Below are 22,440 nucleotides of genomic sequence, written 5' to 3'. Positions count from 1 at the left end.
GCGCGGTTTGGTAAAACCGCGCAAAAAGAAAGCCCGTGCACTCGATGGATTCGGATGCCCGACAGAGGCTCCTTATGGCTGCTTCCTTCCGGACCTGACCAGATTCGGAACATGTCGTCATCCGAACCCATCGAACGCGCTAGGCGCTCGATATATATTACCTGCTCCCGCCCGATGGGGCAAGACAGCTAATTTGGGACGAGGCTTTTTTGACTACTTTTTGACTGGGGACATCAGGGTGACGAAAGTGGCCAAGAAAGCCCCGTCCCAAAAAGACTGATCTGGTGCTGCGCCACGAAAAGGGCCCATCTACTACGTTTTGGTCGCAGGGGTCGACCATAGCCGACTTTTTCGGAAATCAGCAAGCTCTCTACCTGCGGTTTCATTTTTGCAAATTCAGAGATAGTCGAGGGTGGCCGGTTAAACGTAGTAGATGGCCGCATTTCGTAGCGGACGGTCCGACTCGAAACCCATGTCGACCAGCCTCGGATGACCATTCACGAAGTTGCGGTGGAATACGGACTGAATTGGCACCTTAAAGGCAAAAACACTCCGTATTTCACCGCAACTTATAGAGAGATAGGTTTTAGAGGCGGGCGAGGTCGTAGGATCGAGCGGCAGACTCGCCGGCGCAGATAAGGTTGGTTATGGCTTCTTGGGGATCGAGCGCCAGCTCAAGGCCCATGGGCTTGCGGCAGATCGTCAAAACCAGGTCGACGCCCTGCTCATACACCGCATCCAGGTTGTCAGCGCGACCGCCCACGACGGCGACCACCGGCTTGCTATAGCGCTTGGCACGGCGGGCCACACCCACCGGCGCCTTACCGGCAGCGGATTGATCGTCCATATTGCCCTCGCCCGTTATGACCAGATCGACATCGCGTACACGCTCGTCAAACCCCACGAGATCGAGCACCGTCTCCACACCCGAGCGCAGCTCCGCACCGAGCGCCAGCAGCGCGGCGCCCAGACCGCCCGCCGCGCCCGCACCGGGCACACCGAGCACCGAACCAAATGTCCGCGCGCCCTCGGGCGCGCGCAGTAACCTCTGAACCCGTGCCTCGGCAATCGCCGTATCGAGCAGGCGGCCGTAGCCGACCATCCAGCCGTCGTACCCGCTCAGTGCTTCGACATCGTCTGTCGGCAGGCCCTTTTGCCCGCCAAACACCGCAAGTGCCCCGCGACGCCCCACGAGCGGGTTTTCGACATCGGAAAGCACCACGACACGCGCGCCATCCAAAGCCTGCAGCGCTGGCGCCAAATCAACGCTCGCCACCTGCTCAAGGCCCGCAAGACCGGGAGCGATATTGCAGCCACGGTCATCGACAAGACGCGCGCCCAGCGCTTGCAGCATGCCGGCGCCACCGTCGTTGGTGGCGCTGCCGCCCAGTCCCATATATAGGGTCCTCGCCCCCGCGCGAACCGCACGAAGCATCAGCTCGCCCACGCCATAGGTCGTCGCGGCCAACGCCGCCGACTCCGTGCACGGCGAGTACCCGATGCCCGCGGCTTCGGCCATCTCAATGACAGCCGACTCGTGCTCGCCGTCCACCAGCATCCGGGCAGCCACGCGCTTGCCCAAGGGACCTGCCACCTCGCAGGTCACAATCTCACCGCCGCACGCGGCAACGGCATCGAGCGTTCCCTCACCGCCATCCGCCAGCGGCAGCGCGCTTACTTGGGCATCGGGCCACACGCGGCGCACGCCCCCGGCAACTGCCGCCTCCGCCTGCGCGCTCGACACGCTGCCCTTAAAGGAGTCAATCGCCAGCAGCACACGGCGGGGCCGGCGGCACGCAGGACCAAAGTCAACTGCCGCGTCAGCATCCTCACCGGCACCTGCAAGCGCCGCGGCGTGAGCGGCGTGTGCTTCAAGATCGGCCCCACAACCGCAATCAGCGCCGCCCGCTCCGCGCAGACCGCCAAAATAGCTACTCAGCAGCTCGCGGCATTCATCCGCCAAGACCCCAGCCGTCACATTAAACCGATGATTCAGGCGCGAATCGGCATTGAGGTCGTATAGCGACCCCAGAGCGCCCGCCTTAGCATCGGCCGCGCCGTACACGCAGCGCCCCACGCGCGCATTAACCATAAGCCCCGCGCACATGCAGCAGGGCTCGAGCGTCACGTAGACCGTACAATCGGAAAGGCGCCAGCGTCCAAGCGACTGAGCGGCGGCGCATAGGGCCGCAAACTCGGCATGCGCCGAAGGGTCCTGGTCGAGCTCGCGACGATTATGCGCCCTCGCGACGATCTCGCCGTCGCGCACCACTACGGCTCCGATGGGAACCTCGCCCACCGCCGCGGCGGCTCGCGCCTCCGCCAACGCCTCGCGCATGAACTTCTCGTCGATTTCGGTGCTCGTCATCGTTCGCCTCCCCTGTTGCAAATCCAAAACGATGCTATCATTACGACTCACGGAGAGATGGCAGAGCGGTTGAATGCGGCGGTCTTGAAAACCGTTGAGCGCGAGAGCGTTCCGGGGGTTCGAATCCCCCTCTCTCCGCCACTTTTAGTGATGCACCGGCGTCATGGTCCGCTCAAACAGCGCATCGACCACGTCGGCCATCTCGGGTCGACGCTCAAGATCGTGGCCCGATTCCCACCATATCGTGAAAAGTCGAATAATACCGCCGGCGACAAACTCAGACGTCGTCTCGAGTGACACGGGGGCCAGGGCATCCTCGGCAAGCACGTTCATCACACGCTCGCGGATGGAGCGGGCAATGCGGTCGCAAATAACGTTGGTCAACATGCCCGACATGCTGCTTGCCAAAATGTTATCCATGAGCTGCTCGTGCGCCAGAATCAAATCCATGGCATCGTCCAAAATCGCGTGCCGAAGCGCGCGCACGTCCTCGGCAGACACTGCGCCGGCCTCATCGGGCTGTTTTTGCGGCAAGCCCGACATGAGCTCATCGATATAAAAGGCAAAGTAATCGTTCTTGTCGCGAAAGTGCTTGTAGAACGTCGTACGGCGAATCATGGCGCGGTCGCACAGCATGGCAACCGTCAGGTCCTCAAAACGATGCTCCTCGAGAAGCTCGGTGAAGGCACCGAACAGGGCGCGGTAGGTTTTCTTAATGCGAAGGTCCACTGGTATCGCCATCCTCAGGGCAAAGACAACACTCGACAATCTGTCGCATATCTTACACCTGTACCTCGCGCGCTTTGTCCCGGTACCAACCCCACCGAAAACATAACGCTTACCGGAAAGTTCGGCACGGCAAAACGTTGCGGGTATACTAGTAGCGTTATACCAACGGCAGCTGGCGCATGCCGCCGCGGCCATTCGAAACGGAGACATCATGATTACCGTCATCATCGGCATCGTTGTTGTCATTGTGATTGTCTGCGCCATCGCCGGCATCTACAACAACATGGTCACCAAGCGTAACCGCATCGATAACGCCTGGCAGAACATCGATACGCAGCTGCAGCGCCGCAACGACCTGATCCCCAACCTGGTCGAGACCGTCAAGGGCTACGCCAAGCACGAGCAAGAGACGCTCTCCGCCGTGATCAGTGCGCGTAACACCGCCGTCAAGGCCACCACGCCCGAGGCCAAGATGGAAGCCGACAACGTGCTGACCGGTGCGCTGCGCCAGCTCTTCGCCGTAGCCGAGGCCTATCCCGATCTTAAGGCAAACACCAACTTTACGCAGCTGCAGACATCGCTCGAGGATACCGAGAACAAGATTAGCTATGCACGCCAGAGCTACAACGACTGCGTGCTCAGCTACAACAACGCCATTCAGACGTTCCCGGCTGTCATCTTTGCCGGCATCTTCCAGTTTAAGGAGCGCCAGGGCTTCGAGGCCGCCGAAGCAGCCCGCCAGGCCCCGACCGTCAAGTTCTAACAGATCCGCAGCGTATCCTTAATCGGGTAGATGCATAAACCGCCCCGTCGAATGCATACTTCGACGGGGCGGTTTCCTTTTTCGCGAAGGTCCCCCTCTAAGCGCCGTGCATTTTTAGGAGTATTCAACATAACCAAGGGCTTCGGGCGCCACGATAAATGCCAAAGACCGCGAATATCCCTGCAAATCAAACGCTGTCAGCCCATAACCCCGCCCATCATTCGTAGAAAACATCGAGAAATCCCGATTTTTTGCCCGAGGTCGGTATGCAGGGGCCTTCGATTGCAGAATACTCGCAAAAATGCACGTCGCCATCACCCCCACATGGCGCGAACCAAAACAAAAGCGCGGCCTAAAAGGCCTCTCGCCATCTTTAATTCAGATCTATATTGCCCGTAACGGCAGCGCCGAGGTAACGCAGGCCCGAGGGCAACCTTCCTTTCCGGCGCACTCCGCAGGACGAAAGAACCTCCGCCGCACGAAGTGCGCAGCGGAGGTTCTTTCATGTCCGAGGACGCGCCGGAAAGGAAGGTTGCCCTCGGGCCGAACAGCTATGGCAGCTTACGCCACGGTATAGACCCAGTCGTGCTTGTCCTCAACAGCACCAGACTGGATACCAGTCAGGGTCTCGCGGAGCTTCTTCATCACAGGGCCGATCTCGGTGTAGCCAGCCGGGAAGGTCACGGTCTCGTCGGCGCCGTAAACCTTGTTGTCGATCTCGCCGACCGGGGAGATGACGGCAGCGGTGCCGCACAGGCCGCACTCGACAAAGGTACCGGCCTTGACCTCAGCCCACTCGACGGGACGCTGATCGACGGTCATGCCCAGGTCCTGAGCAACCTGAACGAGCGAACGGCGGGTGATGGAGGGCAGGATGGAGTCGGTGTGCGACTGCGGAACGACGAGGGTGCCGTCCTCCTTCACGAACAGCACGTTGGCGCCGCCGGTCTCCTCGACATAGGTGCGGGACTCGGAGTCGAGATACAGGTTCTCGGCATAACCCTCACGGTGAGCCTCCATCGTGGGCTTGAGGGACATGGCGTAGTTGAGGCCGGCCTTGATGTTGCCGGTGCCGTGCGGTGCGGCACGGTCGTACTCGGAAACGCGCAGCTTGACGGGCTTGAGGCCACCCTTAAAGTACGGACCGACCGGGGTCACGAGAATACGGAACGTGTACTCAGGAGCGGGAGCCACGCCGATCACGTCACCGGAGCCGATCATAAACGGACGTACGTACAGGGTTGCACCGGAGCCGAAGGGCGGAACCCAGGCGGCGTTGGCAGAAACGACCTGCTTGACGGCCTCAACAAACTTGTCCTTGGGGAACGGGGGCATCTCGAGGCGCTGCGCAGAGTTGTACATACGCTCGGCGTTCATGTCGGGACGGAAGCAGACGATGCTGCCGTCCTCGGCGGTGTAGGCCTTCAGGCCCTCAAAGACCTCCTGGCAGTAATGGAAGATGCCACCGCACTCGGAGACATGCAGGGTGTGGTCGGTGGTCAGGCCGCCCTCGTCCCACTCGCCATCCTTCCAATGAGCCTCGTAGCTGTAATCGGTCTTCATGTAGCCAAAGCCGAGGCTACCCCAATCGATATTCTTCTTCTCGACAGTCATATGTCGCTCCTTACATACACAGTTGCAAACTCGCGAACCCGCACGCAAGGACCGAGGCCGACCGCGTCGCAACGTCGCACGCCCGGAGCGTAGAGCCGGACGGGACACGCGAACAGCATCAAAGCCGATGGCACGTCGATTCGCATGCACGAGATTGTACTCCCCACATGCGTTGGATAAAACGTTTTTCTTTAACTAACTAAAGTATTTTCATTTGACCGAAGCTAGAGAGGCCCGCCACCGTAATCGGTGACGGGCCTCAACGGCACGGTTTGCGCGCTAGCTCGGACTAGGCGTTCTTTTTGCCCAGCTTTGCCTTAACCAGGCCGACCACGGTCGGGATAATCGACACGGCGACGATGCCGATAATCAGCAGCTCAAAGTGCTCCTGCACAAAGGGGATGCCGCCAAAGAAGTAGCCCAGCAGCGTAAAGACCGTCGACCAGGTAATGCCACCCAGCACGTTAAAGATGACAAAGTTGCGCCAGTGCATGCCGCCCATGCCGGCGATAAAAGGCACAAAGGTGCGAATAAACGGGAAGAAGCGACCGAGGAAGATGGCCAGATGGCCCCACTTATCCAGGAAATCCTCGGACTTTTTGATGCGCTCGGGCGTCATGGCCTTTACCTTGCCCGAGGCGATGATCTTGCGGCCAAAGAAGTGGCCGATCATAAAGTTGCACTGATCGCCCAGGATGGCTGCGGCCCATGCGACGGCCAGCAGGGCCACGATGTTAAAGCCGCCGTTGTGGGCAAAGAAGCCCGAGGCAAACAGCAGCGAATCGCCGGGAAGGAACGGGAAGAACACCACGCCCGTCTCGATAAAGATAATTAGGAACACGCAGCCGTAGGCCATGAGCGGGCCAGCGGCGATCCAGCTGGCGATCGCAGTGCGCGGATCCTTAAGCAGCTCGGCGATAAAATTAATGAAACCCATGAAGTTAAACCTCTCAGTTGTGGGCGCGGACACGTCCAAGTTGACCAGTATACGGTTGCGGCGCCCCCTCGTGCGCAACCCCACAAAAGCATGACTCCATTACCAGCAAGTTTGCATAACTGACACTTGTCGCCCAAAGCAAAGCAAGATCGCCCTTCTTAATCCCTAGCGAATCGCTATACTTTATTGAATCGCATTGTCACGGCGCTGAGGGAGGGCGGCCAGTGAGCTTTATCAATACCATTCGCGAGGACATCAAGACCGTCCAAGCGCAGGACCCCGCCGCGCAAAACGGTCTGGTCATTTTTCTTTCGTACCCCGGCCTGCACGCCAAGTGGAACCACGTGCCCGAGCACTGGCTGTGGGAGCACGGCCATCGCTCGCTCGCCCGGGTGCTCTCGCAAATCACCCGCCACATCACCGGCGTCGAGATTCATCCCGCTGCACAGATCGGCAAACATTTCTTTATCGACCACGCCATGGGCGTTGTCATCGGCGAGACCACCATTGTGGGCGACAACTGCGTGCTCTACCAAGGCGTCACACTCGGCGGTACCGGCAACGAGACCGGCAAACGCCATCCCACCCTGGGCAACAATGTCACGGTGGGCACGGGCGCCAAGGTGCTTGGCAACATCCACATTGGCGACAACGTCAAGATCGGCGGCAACTCGGTCGTCGTCAAGGACGTGCCCGACAACTGCACCGTCGTGGGCGTGCCCGGGCGCATCATCAAGCGCAACGGCTGCCGCGTGTTCGAGGAGAGCTTCGACGCCAAGCAGCATCGCGAGTACATGCCCGACGATGCCGCCGAGCAGAGCGCCCTCAACCGCCAGGGCATCAACGAAAACGCCCGTCGCGTCAAGGAACTCGAGCGAGAGGTGGCCGAGCTCAAAGCCCTCGTCGCCAAGCTCGTGGACGAGCGCTAGGGCCGTGGGCAGCCGCCACAGCATGAACGCCAGCACAAAAGGCGCGCCAGGGAATCCGCCCCCGGCGCGCCTTCTTTTCGATGCGACATGCGGGACTGCCCCTTTGTCACCTTATGCGAACTGGCTTAGGTAGAGGTCGGCGTAAGCGCCCTCGGCAGCCAGCAGCTCCTTGTGCGTACCCTGCTCGATGATATTGCCGTGATCCATGACCAGGATGAGGTCGGCATCGACGATCGTCGACAGACGGTGCGCGATCACAAAGCTCGTGCGCCCGCGCATGAGCGCGTCCATGGCGCGGCCGATGGCAAGCTCGGTGCGCGTGTCCACGCTCGATGTCGCCTCGTCCAGGATGAGGATCGCCGGGTTGTTGAGCAGCACGCGCGCGATGGTCAGCAGCTGACGTTGGCCCTGGCTGATGCTCTCGGCATCGTTAGCCACCCGTGTGTCGTAGCCCTGCGGCATAGTGCGCACAAAGAAGTCGACCTGAGCGGCACGTGCGGCCGCGACAATCTCCTCGCGCGTCGCCTCGGGACAGCCATAGGCGATGTTCTCGGCAATGGTGCCATCGAACAGCCAGGCGTCCTGCAACACCATGCCAAACTGCTGGCGCAGCTCGCCGCGGTCCATGCGGCTCGTGTCCACACCGTCGAGGGTAATGCGGCCGCCGTCGATCTCGTAGAAGCGCATGAGCAGATTGATGAGCGTGGTCTTACCCGCACCCGTGGTTCCCACCACGGCGATCTTCTGACCCGGCTCGGCGGCAAACGACACGTCGCGCATGAGCGGCTTGTCGGGCGCATAGCCAAAGCGCACGTGCTCAAAAGCGACGCGGCCCTCCACCTTGCCCGGCAGCTTGGCAGCCTCGCCCGGCTGCGGATCGGCCTCCATCTCGGGCTCATCGAGCAGGTCGAACACGCGCTCTGCGCTCGCCAGCGCGCTCTGCAGCGAGTTAAAGGTAAACGACAACTGCGTCATGGGTTCGGACGCCTCGTAGATAAACTGGAAGAACGCCTGGAACACGCCGACGGTCATATGCCCGGCAACCAGCATGCTGCAGCCCACCAGCGCAATCACGATCTGCGCCAAACGGCCGATAAAGCGCACCGCAGGGCCGACGGCGTTAATCATAAAGTCGGCCTTGGTGCTCACGCGCGCCAGCTCCTTCGAAGCCTCGCGTACCTCGGCAGAGCTCTGGCGCTCGCGGTTAAACGCACGGATCACCAGACGGCCCGAGTAGCCTTCCTCGACCGCGCTCGTAATCTTGGACACCCACTCCTGGCGCTCGCCCGTCACATCGTGCGTGCGGCGCGACACGACCTTCGTCACCAGCAGCGAAAGCGCCGTAAAGAACAAAAAGATGAGCGTGAGCGGCACGCTAAACACGAACATCACGCTCACGGCGCCCACCACGGTACCGATCGACACCAGCAACTGCAGCAGTCCGCGCTGCATGCTCTCAGACATCTTGTCCAGGTCGTTGGTCGCGCGGCTGACGACCTCACCGGGGCGATGCGCATCAAAGTAAGCGAGCGGCAGACGGCTGAGCTTTTGCGCGATGCGGTTGCGCAGGCGCAGGTTGAGGCGCTCAGCAACACTCGACATCAAAAAACTCTGGAGCGCATAGAACGAGGCAGCGGCCGTCCAGATCATAAAGTAGACGAAGATGGTCTTGCCGCAGTTCTCCCAAGTGATGTTGAAGGTGGTTCCGTTGGCAAACGCCACCTGAATGTGGCCCCACAGCTCATCGATCACGCGGGCGCTGTATGCCGGCGCGGCGGTGTTAAAGATGACGTAGAACACGATGCTCGCGAACACGATATAGAAACGCCAATGATCGCCGGCAGCCTCGCTCCACAGGCGGCGCACCGTCGCCCAGGTATCCCGAGGCGTCTCGTCCTCGTCCTCGTCGTCAACGTCGCGCATGCGCTCCGCCTCGGCACGGGCGCGCTCATCCTCGGCTCGTTCGTTTTCCTCGTACAGCGCCTGGCGACGAGCCTCGCGCTTGGCGGCGTCATCCAGCTCGGTCGACGCGGCAGCCGTTTCCTCGACCAGTCCCGCGGCAGCGGCGTCATCAACGCCGCCCTGCTTCTTGAGCTCCCCGGTCATGCTACTCACCTCCCTTCATTTGCGATTCCGCGATGGCGCGGTACACCTCGCAGGTTTCCATAAGCTCGCCATGCGTGCCCAAGCCCACGACCTCGCCGTCCTTGAGCACAACGATCTGGTCGGCATGCAAAATCGTCGAGATGCGCTGCGCGATGATGAGCACCGCGGCGTCGCGCGTCTCGTCCTGCAGCGCATGGCGCAGGGCCGCATCGGTCTTAAAGTCCAGGGCCGAAAAACTATCGTCGAAGATATACAGGTCGGCGCGCTTCATGAGCGCGCGAGCAATGGCCAGGCGCTGGCGCTGGCCGCCCGAAAAGTTCGTACCGCCCTGGGCAACCGGAGTGTCGAGCCCCTGCGGTTGGTCGAGTACAAAGGTGCTCTGGGCAACCTCAAGCGCGTGAAGCATGTCGCCCTCGGTCGCGCCTTCGTTACCAAAGCGAAGGTTGCTCGCCACCGTGCCCGAGAACAGCCACGCCTTCTGCGGCACGTAAGCGATATGCCCGCGAATCTCACCTTGCGAAAGGTCGCGCAGGTCAACGCCGTTCAGGCGAATGGCGCCCTTCGTGGCATCGTGGAAACGCAACAAGAGCTTGGCCACCGTCGACTTGCCCGAACCCGTCGAGCCGACGATTGCGGTCGTCTGACCGCGACGACAGGCAAAGCTCAGGTCGCACAGGGTGTCCTCGTCGGCATCGTCAAAGCGAAACGACATATGATCGAACACGGCAACAGCATCCGCATCGTCCTCGGAGGCAGTCGCCCCGTCACCCAGCGTACGCTGGCCATCGACGATGCTCGGCTCAATCTCCAACACCTGCTGCGCACGGTTCAGGCACGCGGCAGCACGCGGAAGCGTCAGCACCACCATCTGCGCCATCATCACAAAGAACAGGATCAGAATTGCATACTCCAGCACCGCCGAGATACTCGCAATCTGCATGGCGTGGGCACCTACGCGGTTGCCGCCCACCCACAGCACCGCCACCTCGGCGATGTTCATCAAAAAGAAGCTTGAGCTGTCGAGGCCCACAAACAGGTGGTTGACTTTGATGGCGTTGGCGGCGTATTCGCTAAACACCTCGTCCAGACGCCGTTCCTCGTGGCGCTCCTTGTTAAACGCACGGATGACGCGCACGCCCACAATATTCTCGCGCAGCACCACGTTCATGCGGTCGATAAAGCCCTGTAGGCGCATAAAAATCGGCGCCGCGTTGGCAACCGTAAAGACCGCCGCCACCAGCACAATCGCAACGACTACGCCCAGAAGCGTGCCCATGGCGGGATCGATAAACCAGGCGAAGATGATGCCCGCCACGGCCAAGAACGGTACCGGCAGCACCAGCTGAATGGTCTGAAGGATCGCTTGCTGGATCACGTTGATGTCGTTGAGCGAGCGCGTGATCATCGAGCCCGTGCCAAAGCGCTCAAAGTCGCTGGCGGACAGCTCGAGCGACTTATCGTAGACGGCGTTGCGGATGTCGCAGGCCACATTGGCCGCCAGACGGGCCGAAAGGTAGCAGCCCAGCACCGCGCCGCCGCTGGCCATGCCAGTCGCGATAAGCATGTAGAGGCCGTTGCGCAAAATGTAGTCGACATCGCCCGTGGTGATGCCGGTGTTGACCATGTTCGCCAGCATCGTAGGAACCAACAGCGTACCGACGTTGTCGATTAGCAGCACCAACAACGTCACCGCGACAAGCCTGCGATACGGCTTCATAAACCTCATTAAGAGTCGCACGACTCCCCCTCACCTTGATTCTCGGCCTGGCTCTCGGCAGCGATATGCTGCTTAAAGGCATCGCACTCATCGCCGAGCGCATGGGAAAATTTTCCGATTAGGCGCATGATTTCGCGCTGCTCACGCAGCTCAAGCGCGGCAAAGGCTCGCTGCTCGGCCCTGAGTGCCGGCAGCGCATAACGCTTGGCAAATTGCCTGCCCTCTTCGGTCAGGCTCACAACCTTGTTCTTACGGCTGCCTTCGGCAAACTCCAACGTTGCGAAGCCCCGCGCCGTCAAGGTTTTAATGGCCGAGTTGATAGTCTGCTTGCTATAGAACCATTCGCTCGTCAGACGGCTTACGGCAACACTGCCGCCCGCCGTGCTGGTATCGACGAGCATCCAGTAAGCGCAGTCCGAAAGACCGCAGGCGCGCGAGAACTCCGAATAGATATGGTCGAGTCCATTGAGCAACCGGTCGAAATCGACCAGTGTAACCGCACTATTCATCTATCCCACCATTCGATTGTCCGATTTTTGACCAATTTTGTATCTCTAGATTAGTCCGAGTTTTGACTATCGTCAACAGGCTCTCCGCAAATACTTGCACTTTTATGGCCTATCGGCAGAAAAAGACCGCCGGCGCGGGGGCGGCGCCAGCGGTCACGTGAAAATCGGGTTTTATTGCCTGTTAAGCGGCGACGGCCTCATAGACCGTAGCGCCCGAGAAGCTATCATGCAGGCTCTTGCCACAGATCCACGGCAGCTCGACGACCTCGCAGACCGTGTTGACCAGCTCGGAGCAGTCAGTAAAGTGGCCCTTATCGTTGAGGGCCTCGCAATCCTGAACACGCCAATAGCCATCGGTGTGCGTGATGTAGTACTCGTGATCGTTGATCGACACGAAAGCGCGCGTCTTGGAACGCAGCAGCTTCAGAAATCCTTCGAAATCGGTCTCGACGACATCTCCAGCCTGGAACATGATGTTACCTCCTGGCCCGGCGCCACCACGGCGCATTGATAAACGTTGGTACTCCTTTAGTAAAACCTTTATCAGAGGTTATGCGTTCGTCATTTAGGCAAGTGGTAAAAAACCGCAGGGTAGACGGGATAAAACGTTTAACCATCCCATTGGTTTGTCACATTCTGAAGGTACTTTTATGCAAACCTACTTTCCCAATTGGAATCTATCCTTTTGGCCGGGCAATTGACCGTCTATCGTTTGAGCCCGACGGGTATGAACGTGGCATCTGCAACGCCACCACAAGGAGACACCATGGAGACCATCGAAGCGCTCATTCACCGCCGCAGCTGCCGCAAATACAGCGATCGTCCCGTCGAGGCCGAGAAGCTTGCACGCATTATCGAAGCCGGCCAATATGCACCGAGCGGCATGGGCCGCCAGCCGGTGACGTTTGTCGCCGTCACCGACCCCGCAACCGTTGAGCGTCTCTCACAGCTCAACGCCCAGGTCATGGGCAGCAACGGTGACCCCTTCTATGGCGCCAAGACCGTTGTGGTGGTGCTGGTTGACCGCAGCGTGCCAACGCATCTGGAAGACGGTTCGCTCGCCATGGGCAACCTGCTCAATGCTGCCTATGCGCTGGGCGTTGATTCGTGCTGGATTCATCGCGCACACGAGGTCTTCGACTCGCCCGAAGGATTGGAACTGCTGGCAAGCTGGGGCCTGCCCGCCGACGGCAGCCTGCGCGGTGTCGGTCACTGCATTCTGGGCTATGCCGAAGACACGCTACCCGAGCCCAAACCCCGCCGCGACAACGTCGTCTACGTAAGGTAACCCAAGAGCGTCATAGGGGTAGCTAATTTGGGACGAGGCTATTTTAGCCACCCCACTCGCAACTTATCTTGCCGATGGAGTTGTCGTCGTTTCGTTCGTGTGGGTCGTTTCGGCGCCGTCGCCCTGTTCGCCCTCGTCCTTTTGAGCGTCGGCGATGGTGGAGGCTGCCGCGACCATGCCGCGCTGGGGCGCGACGCCCGTCTGGGTCTGAGCGCCCTCGACAACTTCTGTGCCTGCGTGCGCGAGCTCGGGCGATTTAAACACCGCGTCCAAGTTGGCGCCACCGCCGGCGTAGCCAAGCGCAGCGAGTGCGATGACGATCACTGCAACGACGACCGCGATCGGCACATAACGATGCCAACCAGCAGGATTGAGCCCACTGCGGCGAGCCGCCCCGCGGCTGATGTAGCCGAGCGTGCCGTCGTGCTTGAGCTTTGAGCCCACCACGCGTTTGCGGCCCCACAGCGAGGACTCTGCCTGCATTGCCAAGCGAGCACCTGTCGAAGGATAGCCGTATTTAGTGCGCTTGAACGAGCCGTCAAACCCCGAGGCGTGTTTGCCCCACGTCACCGATGTTGTGCGTCGGTTAACCGGCGCGGCACTCCGCCTTCTGCGGCTCGGTTTTGTAGTCTCAGCCATACGCCCCCGCACGCCGTAACCAAATCGAAACAATAACGCTTTGGACTGTAGCACACGCGTCGCGCGCGGTCACGGGCGCCTCGCTCAACGGTCATCGTCCTTCAGCAAGCGCCACAGCGTTGTTCGGCTTACGCCCAGCACCTCCGCCGCACGGGTCCGGTTGCCGTGGAGATGATCTACAACCAGATGCGCGATATCTCGCTCGGTATCGGCCAGCGGTCGCAGGATATACAGGTCGCTTTCGAGTGTCGGGGCGCCAAAGGTTGCGGTCTTAATCACGTCCTCTTGGGCGAGCACTTCCTCCGCCACAGCGCGGTCCACCGTGCCCGCCCCCACCAATATATACAGTCGTTCCGAGACCTCGCGGAGCTGCAGATAATTGCGCGGCCAGCGGTAAACATCGAGCGTCTTTGCCGCCGCGGCAGACAACGTGGGCGCTGCCGTCCCAAATGCATCAGCGAGATATTCCAAATAGCGCGCAACCTTCGTCGACGCGGCTCCCTGCTCGGCGATTGCCGGCGCCACGCTCACCGCACAGGCGAAGCGCTCAGTCACAAAGGCAGCTTGATCACTTTCGCTGCCGCCCGGCATGTCATTCGCCGTCAGCACCACATGGCAGCGCGTCGCCAACGCGGTGTCGGCCATCGTGGAAACGAGCTCGCGGAGACGCTGGGGGCCAACCGTGTTCCAGCCCTCAATGCAAAGTGTCAGCCCCGTTTGGAACAACGGCGATTCGGCGCTTTTGAGCACGTGGCGCCAACCGCGATCGGTAAGCTCATCGAGCGCAACGGCAACAAAGGGTTGATCGGCAAAAGGACCGTCCAGATAGAGGCGCTTGGCGATCTCGACCTGACCCGCTCCCAGCTCGCCCTCGAGCATAAGGGGCACGCCGCGCGCGTAACTCTCGGCGACCGGCGCAGCTACCGAGGCCGCCCCCTCAACGATGCCGTACGCGCTCGATTCGTAGCGGGCCTCAACTTCGTCGGCGTTGAGCCACTCGATGCCCGCATGTGCCGCGGCGCCGCGTACCTCGCGGACCACGACGACCCAAAGGCCCCCGCCTTCTTTGTCGGTGGGGCGAACGGTCAGGCTCAGGCGCGTACCCGCACGCCCCATAACCAGACGCGCGCCGTCTCCTATACGGTCGAGGCGCTCAGCGACAAAAGCCGCCACATCCCGCTCAAGCGCCGCGTCATTCATGGTCGAAATCGCGACGTCCCCACGCGCATCGATTGCCAATGCCGAGGCCCCGGCAGCAGCCAGGGCCTCGGTCAAGATGTTCAGCTTGGCATCGCTATCCATGATTTGCCCCTGTCCGCGGCGACGTGCAACCGCCGACGGTCGCACGACCGAGTGTTTCAAAATTGAACGATATTGCTCACCAAACACTATAGGGCAGAAAGCGCCGTCCTGCGAGTATAGGTGTTGCCCCGCATCGCCATCCTGGCGGGGCGATAAGAGCTCTTCGGGACTTATAAACCTGCGGACAAGCCATACCCGCAAGAGCTCCTATCGCTCCACCGCAGGCATGCGCTCACCAGCAACCAGCACGCAAATAAGCTACTCCTCTACCAGATTCCCAGCACGTGCTGCATTCCCAAACTCATGCACGCAATGCCAATCCAGCAGCAAAAGCCCAGCGCGATGGGCTTGCCGCCCTTTTTGACCAGCTCGACGATATCGGTATTAAAGCCAATAGCCGCCATGGCCATCACGATAAAGAACTTCGACAGCTCCTTGATGGGCGCCGTGATGGACACGGGAAGCTGAAGCACCGTGGTGATTACGCTCGCCAGCACAAAGAACAGCACAAACATGGGAAACGCGCGTTTAAGCGAGAACGTGCTTTTGGCGTCGCCGCCGGCCTTGCGCGCCAGATGCATCTGCCAGCATGCGAGGACCAACGTGATGGGAATAATGGCCAGTGTCCTGGTGAGCTTGACCACCGTGGCGCTCTCGAGCACATTGGCGCCGGGATGCATGCTGTCCCAAGCGCTCGCCGCAGCCGTTACGGACGAGGTGTCGTTGATGGCGGTGCCGGCAAACAGGCCAAAGCCCTCGTTGGTCAGCCCGAGCATACCGCCGAGCGTTGGAAACACGAGCGCCGCGATAACGTTAAACAGGAAGATGACCGAAATAGCCTGGGCAATCTCGCGATCGTCGGCATCGATGACGGGCGCGGTCGCGGCGATGGCAGAACCGCCGCAAATCGACGAACCCACACCCACAAGCGTCGCGATCTTGCTCGGCACGTTCATAACGCGGCAGAGCACAAAGGCGATGACAAGCGAGGTCGAGATCGTCGCCACGATAATCGGCAACGACTGGGCGCCCTTGGACAGAATCTGGGAGAGGTTCATGCCAAAGCCAAGCAGGATAACCGCGTACTGCAAGACTTTTTTAGACGTATAGGTGACACCGGCGGCGAGCTGTTCGCGATGATTCTTGGGAAAGACGATTGCCAGAACCATGCCGAAGAGGATGGCGAATACCGGCCCACCGACCACCTCAATCTGTTTGCCGAGCAGCGTTGCGGGGATAGCGATGATCAGGCAGAACAAGACGCCCTTCCAGCGCTCGCGTACGATATTCGCCAGTTGCATATGGGATTCCTTCTTTCTCTTTCACGTTTGCGACGGCTTATGATACGGCAACATTGAGCGCAGCCTTGCGTAAACAAAGACTAAGATGCCGCAATAGTTCTTGGGCAACAGCCGAATTACCCACCGCGGAAAGCTGATTCGCGGCATAATTAACAACTGACATATGAGTTTGATAGAACAGTTGCGAGGCGCTATGGAAGAATCGATGCACGTCGGCGAGCAGGAAACGAGCCTACAGGACCAGTCCTACCACACCATTCGACGCAAAATCGTCTACCTGGACTACAAGCCGGGCGAAAAGCTGGGCGTCAAGCAACTTTGCGACGACCTGGATATGGGTCGCACGCCCGTGCGCGAGGCTTTGGTTCGCTTGGCGCAGGAAGGCCTGGTGCGCACCGTGCCCCAGAGCGGCACCTACGTCTCACCCATCAACCTCACCCTTGCCGAGAGTGCCTGTTACATCCGCGAGCATCTGGAAAAGCAGGTGATTGTGGAGTGCTGTGCGCGCGCCACGTCGACCGGCATCGAGCAGCTCGACCGCGCCATCGTGCTGCAGGAAAAGGCCATGGCCGAAGAGGATCGCATCGGCTTCTTTTTGAGCGACAACCTCATGCATCACATGATTTTTAGCATCGCATGTCGCAGCACCGTGTGGTCGTGGCTCGAAGAGACCAATGCCGACCTGGAGCGCTTCCGCTGGCTGCGCGCCGCCACGCAGGTTCTCGACAATCAGGACATCGTGAACGAGCACAAGCAGATTCGCCGCGCTATCGCCGGTCGCGACCCCATCGAAGCGAGCTTTTTGGTCAGCAAGCACCTGCATATGATGTTCCGCAACCAAACCGAAGTTCTGGACCAGTTCCCCGAGTACTTCGAGACCAGCAAGCTCCGCTAACCTGCCAAAAAGGGACAGGTTTATTTTGGCAGGTTTTATCTGGGCAAATGCAGAAAAGGCCCGGCTCCGTCTTGATCAGGAGCCGGGCCTTGGTCGTTAGGACGGCGGAATATTAGTTATTCCACGGTCACGCTCTTGGCGAGGTTTCGAGGCTGGTCGACGTCGCAGCCGCGCAGGATGGCGACCTCGCGGGCGAGCAGCTGCAGCGGGACGCTCGCCGTGATGGGGCTGAACACGTCGCGGACTGTTGGCACGCGGATAATACAGTCGGCGATCTTGTTGATCTCCTCGTCGCCCTCGGTGGCAACGACGATGACCTTGGCGCCGCGTGCCTTGCACTCCATAAGGTTCGACACGGTCTTGTCGTAGGTGGCGCTCTTGGTGGCCACGGCGATGACGGGGAAGCCCGGGTCGATCAGGGCGATGGGGCCGTGCTTCATCTCGCCGGCGGCGTAGGCCTCGGCGTGCAGGTAGCTGACCTCTTTGAGCTTAAGCGCGCCCTCGTAGGAAATAGCGGCACCCATGCCGCGACCCACGAACAGTGCGGACTGCGCGTCCTTGCACAGCAGGGCGGCCTCATGCACGGCCTCGGTCTGGGTATCCAAAATCCACTGGATCTGCTCGGCCGTATCGGAAAGCTCGCGGAACAGCATGCGCGCCTGCTTGGTGGTCAGGCGGTACTTGACCTGCGCTAGCAGCAGAGCCAAAAGCGTAAGGCTCACGACCTGGCCGATGAAGCTCTTGGTCGAGGCGACCGCGATCTCCTTGTTGGCCTTAGTGTAGATGACGCCGTCGCTCTCACGCGCCACGGGGCTGCCCACCACGTTGGTGATGCCGAAGACCTTGGCACCCTTGATGCGCGCGTCGCGAATGGCGGCAAGGGTATCGGCCGTCTCGCCCGACTGGGACACGGCAACGACAAGCGTCGTCGGCGTAATGATGGGATTGCGATAGCGGAACTCGCTGGCCGCCTCAACCTCGGTGGGGATGCGAGCCCAGCCCTCGATGAGATTCTTGGCAATGAGACCGGCGTGATAGCTGGTGCCGCAAGCGATCACGTAGACGCGGTCGATGTCGTTGAGTTCCTCGAGCGAAAGGCCCAGTTCGTCGATGTCAAGCTCGCCGGCCGGCGTCATACGACCGACCAGCGTGTCGCGCACGACGCGCGGCTGCTCGTGGATTTCCTTGAGCATAAAGTCGGGATAACCGCCCTTTTCTGCCATGTCCAGGTCCCAGTCGATGTGGGTGACCTTGGGCTCGATAACGTTGCCAGCCTCGTCGGTGTACTCGACGCCTGCGGGCGTGAGCTTGGCAAACTGACCGTCCTCGAGCACCACGACATCGCGGGTGGCGTCGATGAGCGCGATGACATCGGAGGCGACATAGGCGCCGGTCTCGCCCGCGCCGACCACGATCGGGGAATCCTTGCGGGCCACGGCGATCACGCCGGGCTCGTCAGCGCACACGGCGGCCAGACCATAGGCACCGACCACGTGGGTGCACGCCTCGCGCACAGAGGCCATCAGGTCGTGCGTCTCGGCATAAGCCTCTTCGATCAGATGCGCGAAGACCTCGGTATCGGTCTCGCTCTTAAAGTGATGGCCGCGGCCCTCCAGCTCTTCGCGCAGCTCGGCGAAGTTCTCGATGATGCCGTTGTGGACGATGGCGATACGACCGTCGCAGCTGGTGTGGGGGTGAGCGTTAACGACGGAGGGCCTGCCGTGGGTGGCCCAACGGGTGTGGCCGATACCGCAGGTAGCGTCGCTGTCAATGTTGGAAAGCTCGCTCTCCAAGCCCGCGACCTTGCCCACGCGGCGGATGACGTCGAGGTGCGCCGCGGCGCCCTCGCCCACCTCGAGCGCGACGCCCGAGGAGTCATAGCCGCGATACTCCATGCGCTTGAGGCCCGTGACCAGGATGTTCTTTGCAATATCAGAGCCGGTGTAGCCGACGATTCCGCACATAGGATAAATCCCTTCGTTCGCGTGACTGCAAGACGTCCACGCACAAGGGGCGCTGAGACGCATAACGTTCGAGTATTGTACTCACGCAGGCGCAAGCTGATATACCAGATGTGGTATCTCAACTTAGATACCACCCGATACACACATGCCCAGCCGGTCCAAACCGCCACAATGGGGACAGGCACCTTTGTGGTGGTCGCGCTGGCAACGGCGTTTCCCCAGATAAAACCTGCCAAAATAAACCTGTCACTTTTTGGTTGGTTTAGGATGCTACAATCTGGCTTGTACTTGAAACGCATCAAAGGGGCCGCTATGGCAAAGGTTAAAATCAGCGACGTCGCGCGCGAAGCCGGGGTTTCGTTGGGCACGGTTTCCAACGCGCTCAACCATCCCGAAAAGTTGCGTCCCGAGACCCTCAAGCTCATTAACGAAACCATCAATCGACTGGGCTACCTGCCCAACCAAAGCGCTCGTCAGCTCGCGGGCGGTGCCACCAAGTCCTTTGGCCTGGTGCTCCCCCGTCTCGATCATGGCTTTTCGCTCCAAATCGCCAGCGGCGCCCACAACGAGGCCCGCAAGCACGGCTACGACCTGCTCATCGCCAACGCCGATAATGACGATATTCTCCAGGACCATTACCTGCGCTATTTTATGGGCACCCAGATGTCCGGCGTCATGGTTCAGCCCATGGCATCCCCCGACTGGCACCCCGCCATGACCAAGATGCCCGTGCCGATCGTCCATCTGGACATCCATTGCTCCGAGCCCGGCTACTACGTAGCGGCCGACAACGAGGCCCAGGGTCGCATCATTGCCGAACTCGCTATCGCCCGTGGCGCGCGCCATATTGTCGTCGTCGGCCGAGCAGCATTTATGCAACTCACCCTGCGCGTCCTTGGCATTCACAAGGCGCTCGCCCTACATCCCGACATCAAGATCGAAGTCATTGACGCCGGCGAGTGGAACACGGCGGCCGACGGCTATGGTATCGGCAACCAAATCGCCGAGCGTCCCGCCGACGAACGCCCCGATTTTGTCGTCGGTCTAACCGACGTGCTGGCCTCGGGCGTCGTTTCGGCACTGGTCGACAAGGGCATCTCTGTCCCCGGGCAAGTACGCGTAGCAGGCTGCGATGGTAACCCGCTCGCTTGGAGCGGATCGGTCCCGCTCACTACGGTAGCGCCCCCGGGCTACGAGATTGGCCGCAAGGGTGTCCAACTGCTGATGGAGCAAATCGAGAACAAGGCCCCGGCAAAGACCAAGCATATCCGCGTCGGCTCTGCAGCGCGCACCGTCACCGCAGTCACCGCCGCCGAGAATATCAACCGCCAAGAACTGGTACGTCCGTTCCTACTGGAGCGCGCCAGCACCCAGGCAAGCACCCAGACCGACGCCACGGCCATCAACCTCGGCGCGTATCTATAGCACGCCCGCAAGTATGCTAAGTCGCCGCTTAAGCAAAAGGGGCCCGACCATTGCCGGGCCCCTTTTGCTTAAGCGCAAACGTGGGTAATTGCTCGTTTCAACACCGCAATTGTCTAGCGCATGGCCTTGACCGCCACCGTCAGATCGAACAGCGTATCGAGCACAGCCTCGCAGCCATCCACCACGTCCTGCGGCAGCGGCACGATATCGGGAACGGCAAAGACGTGGCAGCCGGCCGTGATGCCCGAGACGCAGCCGTTGCGGGAATCCTCGACCACGGCACATTCCTCGGGGGCAAAGCCCGCGCGCTCGCAGGCGAGCAGGTACATCTCGGGGTCGGGCTTGCCGTGCACGACGTCCTCGCCGCAGGTCACCGTCTCAAACTTGTCAAAGAGGCCAACCGTCTTAAGGTTGCGCTCGGCGGTAACGTGGCGCGACGACGTCGCAAGGCCCACGTGATAGCCCGCAGCCAGCAGCTCGTCGAGGCACTCGGCGGCACCGTCCTTAAGCTCCAGATCGGTCTTGACCATCTCGTCGCGAATCTCCCTATGGCGACGATAGATTGCCTCAGCGGTTTCGCAGCTGCCGTAATGCTCATCAAGGATCTCCATGACATCGGGCAGCGTGCGACCGATAAACTGATGGATCAGCGCATCATCAATCGCGAATCCCAGCTCGGCCGCGCCCGCCTTCCACGCCTTGATACCCAAACGCTCGGTATCGACCAGCGTTCCGTCCATGTCAAAAATAACGGCCTTGATCATATCGGTCCCCCATCGCTTCGCGCTGCTGTACTCCCGCAACTTTACCGCACCTGTAAACTTGTATATAACGTATATAGCATATTGCACTTCCGTTACATAGATAGAAGTCTTATGACAAGCAGTCCAGTAGGATTATAGTTTTCGACCGAGTACATATTGGTAAGGATCAATTCATGCTTTCAGACACCACCGCGCCCGCAGAGGGGCTTCAGGACAAACTCGCAGCGCTCGAGCAGCTGCTTTTAGCATACGGACGCGTCGCCATCGGCTTTTCCGGTGGCGTCGACAGCAGCTTTTTGGCCGCGGTCTGCGCCCGCATCATGCCCGCCAGCACGCTTCTTGTTCACCTCACCACGCCGCTCATCGGCACGCCCGAGCAGGCTTCGTTTGAGCGGGCGGTTGACGGGCAGGCCGATGAGGGGCCGCATTTTAAGCTCCCCGTGCTCAACCTCTCGGTCGATCAGCTGCAGCTCCCCCAGGTAGCCTGCAACGACGCCGACCGCTGCTACCACTGCAAGCGCGCCGGCTTTACCGCCATCGTCAACCACGCCAAGTCGCTGGGCTTTCCCACCGTCATCGACGGCAGCAACGCAAGCGACCGCGGCGACTACCGCCCCGGCATGCGCGCCGCCCAGGAGCTCGGCGTGCGCTCGCCGCTTATGGAGGTCGGCTTTACCAAGGACGAGGAGCGCGAGCTGCTACGCGCCTGGGGATACCCCGTCTGGAACCTGCCGGCAGGAGCCTGCCTGGCCACGCGAGTCCCCACGGGCGAGGAGCTCACGCGCGAGAAGGTCGATGTAATCCGCACCTGTGAGGACTACCTGCACGACCTTGGCCTGGACCAGGTCCGCGCACGCCTCGTCGGCGGCTGCATGCATATCGAGGCCGCGCCGGCAGACGTCGCCAAGATCGCCGCCCTCGGCAGCACCGCGGTCAACGACGAGGGCAAGGCCCCGCTTCCCGCCGCCATCGAGTCCGCGCTACACGAGCTGGGCTGCGGTCACATCTCCCCCGAGGTCACTCCTTACATCCACGGCAACATGAACCAGTAGCGCATCCCGATAAGTTGCGGTGGAATAGTCCCTGTTTTGCGACCTATCGGGCCCAAGCAGGAACTATTCCACCGCAACTTCGTTTGGCGGGCATTGACCCGCAGACCTGCCAAAAAGGGACAGGTTTATTTTGGCAGG

Annotated in this window: 19 protein-coding genes, 1 tRNA gene and 1 other RNA gene; 7 read left to right on the top strand and 14 right to left on the bottom strand. The window is 60.6% G+C overall.

Annotated features, from left to right (window positions below; all coding sequences use genetic code 11):
• Window positions 1-38 precede the first annotated feature (38 nt).
• Both ffs and tadA read right to left on the bottom strand, forming a co-directional pair.
• Window positions 39-134, bottom strand: an RNA gene (ffs, locus tag DW925_RS04530) — signal recognition particle sRNA small type.
• A gap of 452 nt (window positions 135-586) precedes the next feature.
• Window positions 587-2,368, bottom strand: coding sequence for a tRNA adenosine(34) deaminase TadA (gene tadA / locus DW925_RS04525; protein ID WP_117790475.1), 1,782 nt, complete (start codon window positions 2,366-2,368; stop codon window positions 587-589).
• 51 nt (window positions 2,369-2,419) lie between these two features.
• Between tadA and DW925_RS04520 the strand changes: the two genes are divergently transcribed.
• Window positions 2,420-2,509 (top strand) — tRNA-Ser (locus tag DW925_RS04520).
• A gap of 3 nt (window positions 2,510-2,512) precedes the next feature.
• On the opposite strand, the gene DW925_RS04515 is transcribed toward DW925_RS04520, so the two are convergent.
• Entirely contained in the window at window positions 2,513-3,097 is a 585-nt protein-coding gene (locus DW925_RS04515) for a TetR/AcrR family transcriptional regulator (protein ID WP_158565740.1), read from the bottom strand.
• 211 nt (window positions 3,098-3,308) lie between these two features.
• Here DW925_RS04515 and DW925_RS04510 point away from each other — a divergent pair, with 211 nt between their 5' ends.
• Entirely contained in the window at window positions 3,309-3,860 is a 552-nt protein-coding gene (locus DW925_RS04510) for a LemA family protein (RefSeq protein ID WP_199577038.1), read from the top strand.
• A gap of 561 nt (window positions 3,861-4,421) precedes the next feature.
• On the opposite strand, the gene DW925_RS04505 is transcribed toward DW925_RS04510, so the two are convergent.
• Window positions 4,422-5,474, bottom strand: a complete 1,053-nt coding sequence (locus DW925_RS04505; RefSeq protein ID WP_117790473.1) for a branched-chain amino acid aminotransferase — start codon at window positions 5,472-5,474, stop codon at window positions 4,422-4,424.
• Window positions 5,475-5,763: 289 nt separating this feature from the next.
• A complete protein-coding gene (locus DW925_RS04500) occupies window positions 5,764-6,411 on the bottom strand; it encodes a DedA family protein (protein ID WP_117790472.1) in 648 nt (215 codons plus the stop codon).
• A 224-nt stretch (window positions 6,412-6,635) separates the two neighbouring features.
• Here DW925_RS04500 and cysE point away from each other — a divergent pair, with 224 nt between their 5' ends.
• Window positions 6,636-7,340 carry a serine O-acetyltransferase gene (gene cysE, locus DW925_RS04495; RefSeq protein ID WP_089573511.1) on the top strand — a complete coding sequence of 235 codons (705 nt, stop codon included), beginning with the start codon at window positions 6,636-6,638 and terminating at the stop codon, window positions 7,338-7,340.
• Between the two features lie 111 nt (window positions 7,341-7,451).
• Here the strand turns inward: cysE and DW925_RS04490 are convergent, their stop codons facing one another.
• From DW925_RS04490 to DW925_RS04475, 4 genes are all read right to left on the bottom strand, one after another.
• On the bottom strand, window positions 7,452-9,446 hold the full coding sequence (locus DW925_RS04490; protein WP_117790471.1) for an ABC transporter ATP-binding protein: 1,995 nt from the start codon (window positions 9,444-9,446) through the stop codon (window positions 7,452-7,454).
• A gap of 1 nt (window position 9,447) precedes the next feature.
• Window positions 9,448-11,172, bottom strand: coding sequence for an ABC transporter ATP-binding protein (locus DW925_RS04485; RefSeq protein ID WP_117790470.1), 1,725 nt, complete (start codon window positions 11,170-11,172; stop codon window positions 9,448-9,450).
• A complete protein-coding gene (locus DW925_RS04480) occupies window positions 11,172-11,672 on the bottom strand; it encodes a MarR family winged helix-turn-helix transcriptional regulator (protein ID WP_117790469.1) in 501 nt (166 codons plus the stop codon). The genes DW925_RS04485 and DW925_RS04480 overlap by 1 nt, the downstream gene beginning before the upstream one ends.
• Before the next feature lie 181 nt (window positions 11,673-11,853).
• Complete coding sequence (locus tag DW925_RS04475; protein ID WP_118260475.1) at window positions 11,854-12,144, bottom strand: CDP-alcohol phosphatidyltransferase; 291 nt, start codon at window positions 12,142-12,144, stop codon at window positions 11,854-11,856.
• Between the two features lie 294 nt (window positions 12,145-12,438).
• On the opposite strand from DW925_RS04475, the gene DW925_RS04470 reads away from it, so the two are divergent.
• The gene (locus DW925_RS04470) at window positions 12,439-12,960 is read left to right on the top strand and encodes a nitroreductase (protein ID WP_117779431.1); all 522 of its coding nucleotides are present in this window, start codon (window positions 12,439-12,441) and stop codon (window positions 12,958-12,960) included.
• 63 nt (window positions 12,961-13,023) lie between these two features.
• On the opposite strand, the gene DW925_RS04465 is transcribed toward DW925_RS04470, so the two are convergent.
• The 3 genes from DW925_RS04465 to DW925_RS04455 all read right to left on the bottom strand — a co-directional run bounded on the left by DW925_RS04465 (window position 13,024) and on the right by DW925_RS04455 (window position 16,202).
• The gene (locus DW925_RS04465) at window positions 13,024-13,449 is read right to left on the bottom strand and encodes a hypothetical protein (RefSeq protein WP_147349512.1); all 426 of its coding nucleotides are present in this window, start codon (window positions 13,447-13,449) and stop codon (window positions 13,024-13,026) included.
• 234 nt (window positions 13,450-13,683) lie between these two features.
• Window positions 13,684-14,901, bottom strand: coding sequence for a helix-turn-helix domain-containing protein (locus DW925_RS04460; RefSeq protein WP_117790468.1), 1,218 nt, complete (start codon window positions 14,899-14,901; stop codon window positions 13,684-13,686).
• 266 nt (window positions 14,902-15,167) lie between these two features.
• Entirely contained in the window at window positions 15,168-16,202 is a 1,035-nt protein-coding gene (locus tag DW925_RS04455) for a YeiH family protein (protein WP_117790467.1), read from the bottom strand.
• A gap of 193 nt (window positions 16,203-16,395) precedes the next feature.
• Here DW925_RS04455 and DW925_RS04450 point away from each other — a divergent pair, with 193 nt between their 5' ends.
• On the top strand, window positions 16,396-17,097 hold the full coding sequence (locus DW925_RS04450; RefSeq protein ID WP_233540229.1) for a GntR family transcriptional regulator: 702 nt from the start codon (window positions 16,396-16,398) through the stop codon (window positions 17,095-17,097).
• 116 nt (window positions 17,098-17,213) lie between these two features.
• Here DW925_RS04450 and glmS read toward each other — a convergent pair whose 3' ends face one another.
• Window positions 17,214-19,061 (bottom strand): glutamine--fructose-6-phosphate transaminase (isomerizing), encoded by a 1,848-nt coding sequence (glmS, locus tag DW925_RS04445; RefSeq protein WP_117790465.1) that lies wholly within the window; start codon window positions 19,059-19,061, stop codon window positions 17,214-17,216.
• 312 nt (window positions 19,062-19,373) lie between these two features.
• Between glmS and DW925_RS04440 the strand changes: the two genes are divergently transcribed.
• Window positions 19,374-20,486 carry a LacI family DNA-binding transcriptional regulator gene (locus tag DW925_RS04440; RefSeq protein ID WP_233540228.1) on the top strand — a complete coding sequence of 371 codons (1,113 nt, stop codon included), beginning with the start codon at window positions 19,374-19,376 and terminating at the stop codon, window positions 20,484-20,486.
• A 113-nt stretch (window positions 20,487-20,599) separates the two neighbouring features.
• On the opposite strand, the gene DW925_RS04435 is transcribed toward DW925_RS04440, so the two are convergent.
• A complete protein-coding gene (locus DW925_RS04435; protein ID WP_117790463.1) occupies window positions 20,600-21,250 on the bottom strand; it encodes an HAD family phosphatase in 651 nt (216 codons plus the stop codon).
• Window positions 21,251-21,423: 173 nt separating this feature from the next.
• Here DW925_RS04435 and DW925_RS04430 point away from each other — a divergent pair, with 173 nt between their 5' ends.
• Window positions 21,424-22,302, top strand: coding sequence for an ATP-dependent sacrificial sulfur transferase LarE (locus DW925_RS04430; protein WP_117790462.1), 879 nt, complete (start codon window positions 21,424-21,426; stop codon window positions 22,300-22,302).
• Window positions 22,303-22,440 lie beyond the last annotated feature (138 nt).

The organism is Collinsella sp. AM43-1 (assembly GCF_003467925.1).
Lineage (GTDB): Bacteria > Actinomycetota > Coriobacteriia > Coriobacteriales > Coriobacteriaceae > Collinsella.
Note: the sequence above shows the minus strand (reverse complement) of the source record. Positions and strands in the feature narration are given on the sequence as shown.

What these genes read in the sequence shown, in the direction of transcription:
- tadA (WP_117790475.1), bottom strand. Translation starts at nt 2,368, where the DNA reads ATGACGAGCACCGAAATCGACGAGAAGTTCATGCGCGAGGCGTTGGCG.
- DW925_RS04510 (WP_199577038.1), top strand. Translation starts at nt 3,309, where the DNA reads ATGATTACCGTCATCATCGGCATCGTTGTTGTCATTGTGATTGTCTGC.
- DW925_RS04505 (WP_117790473.1), bottom strand. Translation starts at nt 5,474, where the DNA reads ATGACTGTCGAGAAGAAGAATATCGATTGGGGTAGCCTCGGCTTTGGC.
- DW925_RS04500 (WP_117790472.1), bottom strand. Translation starts at nt 6,411, where the DNA reads ATGGGTTTCATTAATTTTATCGCCGAGCTGCTTAAGGATCCGCGCACT.
- DW925_RS04490 (WP_117790471.1), bottom strand. Translation starts at nt 9,446, where the DNA reads ATGACCGGGGAGCTCAAGAAGCAGGGCGGCGTTGATGACGCCGCTGCC.
- DW925_RS04485 (WP_117790470.1), bottom strand. Translation starts at nt 11,172, where the DNA reads ATGAGGTTTATGAAGCCGTATCGCAGGCTTGTCGCGGTGACGTTGTTG.
- DW925_RS04480 (WP_117790469.1), bottom strand. Translation starts at nt 11,672, where the DNA reads ATGAATAGTGCGGTTACACTGGTCGATTTCGACCGGTTGCTCAATGGA.
- DW925_RS04475 (WP_118260475.1), bottom strand. Translation starts at nt 12,144, where the DNA reads ATGTTCCAGGCTGGAGATGTCGTCGAGACCGATTTCGAAGGATTTCTG.
- DW925_RS04470 (WP_117779431.1), top strand. Translation starts at nt 12,439, where the DNA reads ATGGAGACCATCGAAGCGCTCATTCACCGCCGCAGCTGCCGCAAATAC.
- DW925_RS04460 (WP_117790468.1), bottom strand. Translation starts at nt 14,901, where the DNA reads ATGGATAGCGATGCCAAGCTGAACATCTTGACCGAGGCCCTGGCTGCT.
- DW925_RS04455 (WP_117790467.1), bottom strand. Translation starts at nt 16,202, where the DNA reads ATGCAACTGGCGAATATCGTACGCGAGCGCTGGAAGGGCGTCTTGTTC.
- DW925_RS04450 (WP_233540229.1), top strand. Translation starts at nt 16,396, where the DNA reads ATGGAAGAATCGATGCACGTCGGCGAGCAGGAAACGAGCCTACAGGAC.
- glmS (WP_117790465.1), bottom strand. Translation starts at nt 19,061, where the DNA reads ATGTGCGGAATCGTCGGCTACACCGGCTCTGATATTGCAAAGAACATC.
- DW925_RS04440 (WP_233540228.1), top strand. Translation starts at nt 19,374, where the DNA reads ATGGCAAAGGTTAAAATCAGCGACGTCGCGCGCGAAGCCGGGGTTTCG.
- DW925_RS04435 (WP_117790463.1), bottom strand. Translation starts at nt 21,250, where the DNA reads ATGATCAAGGCCGTTATTTTTGACATGGACGGAACGCTGGTCGATACC.
- DW925_RS04430 (WP_117790462.1), top strand. Translation starts at nt 21,424, where the DNA reads ATGCTTTCAGACACCACCGCGCCCGCAGAGGGGCTTCAGGACAAACTC.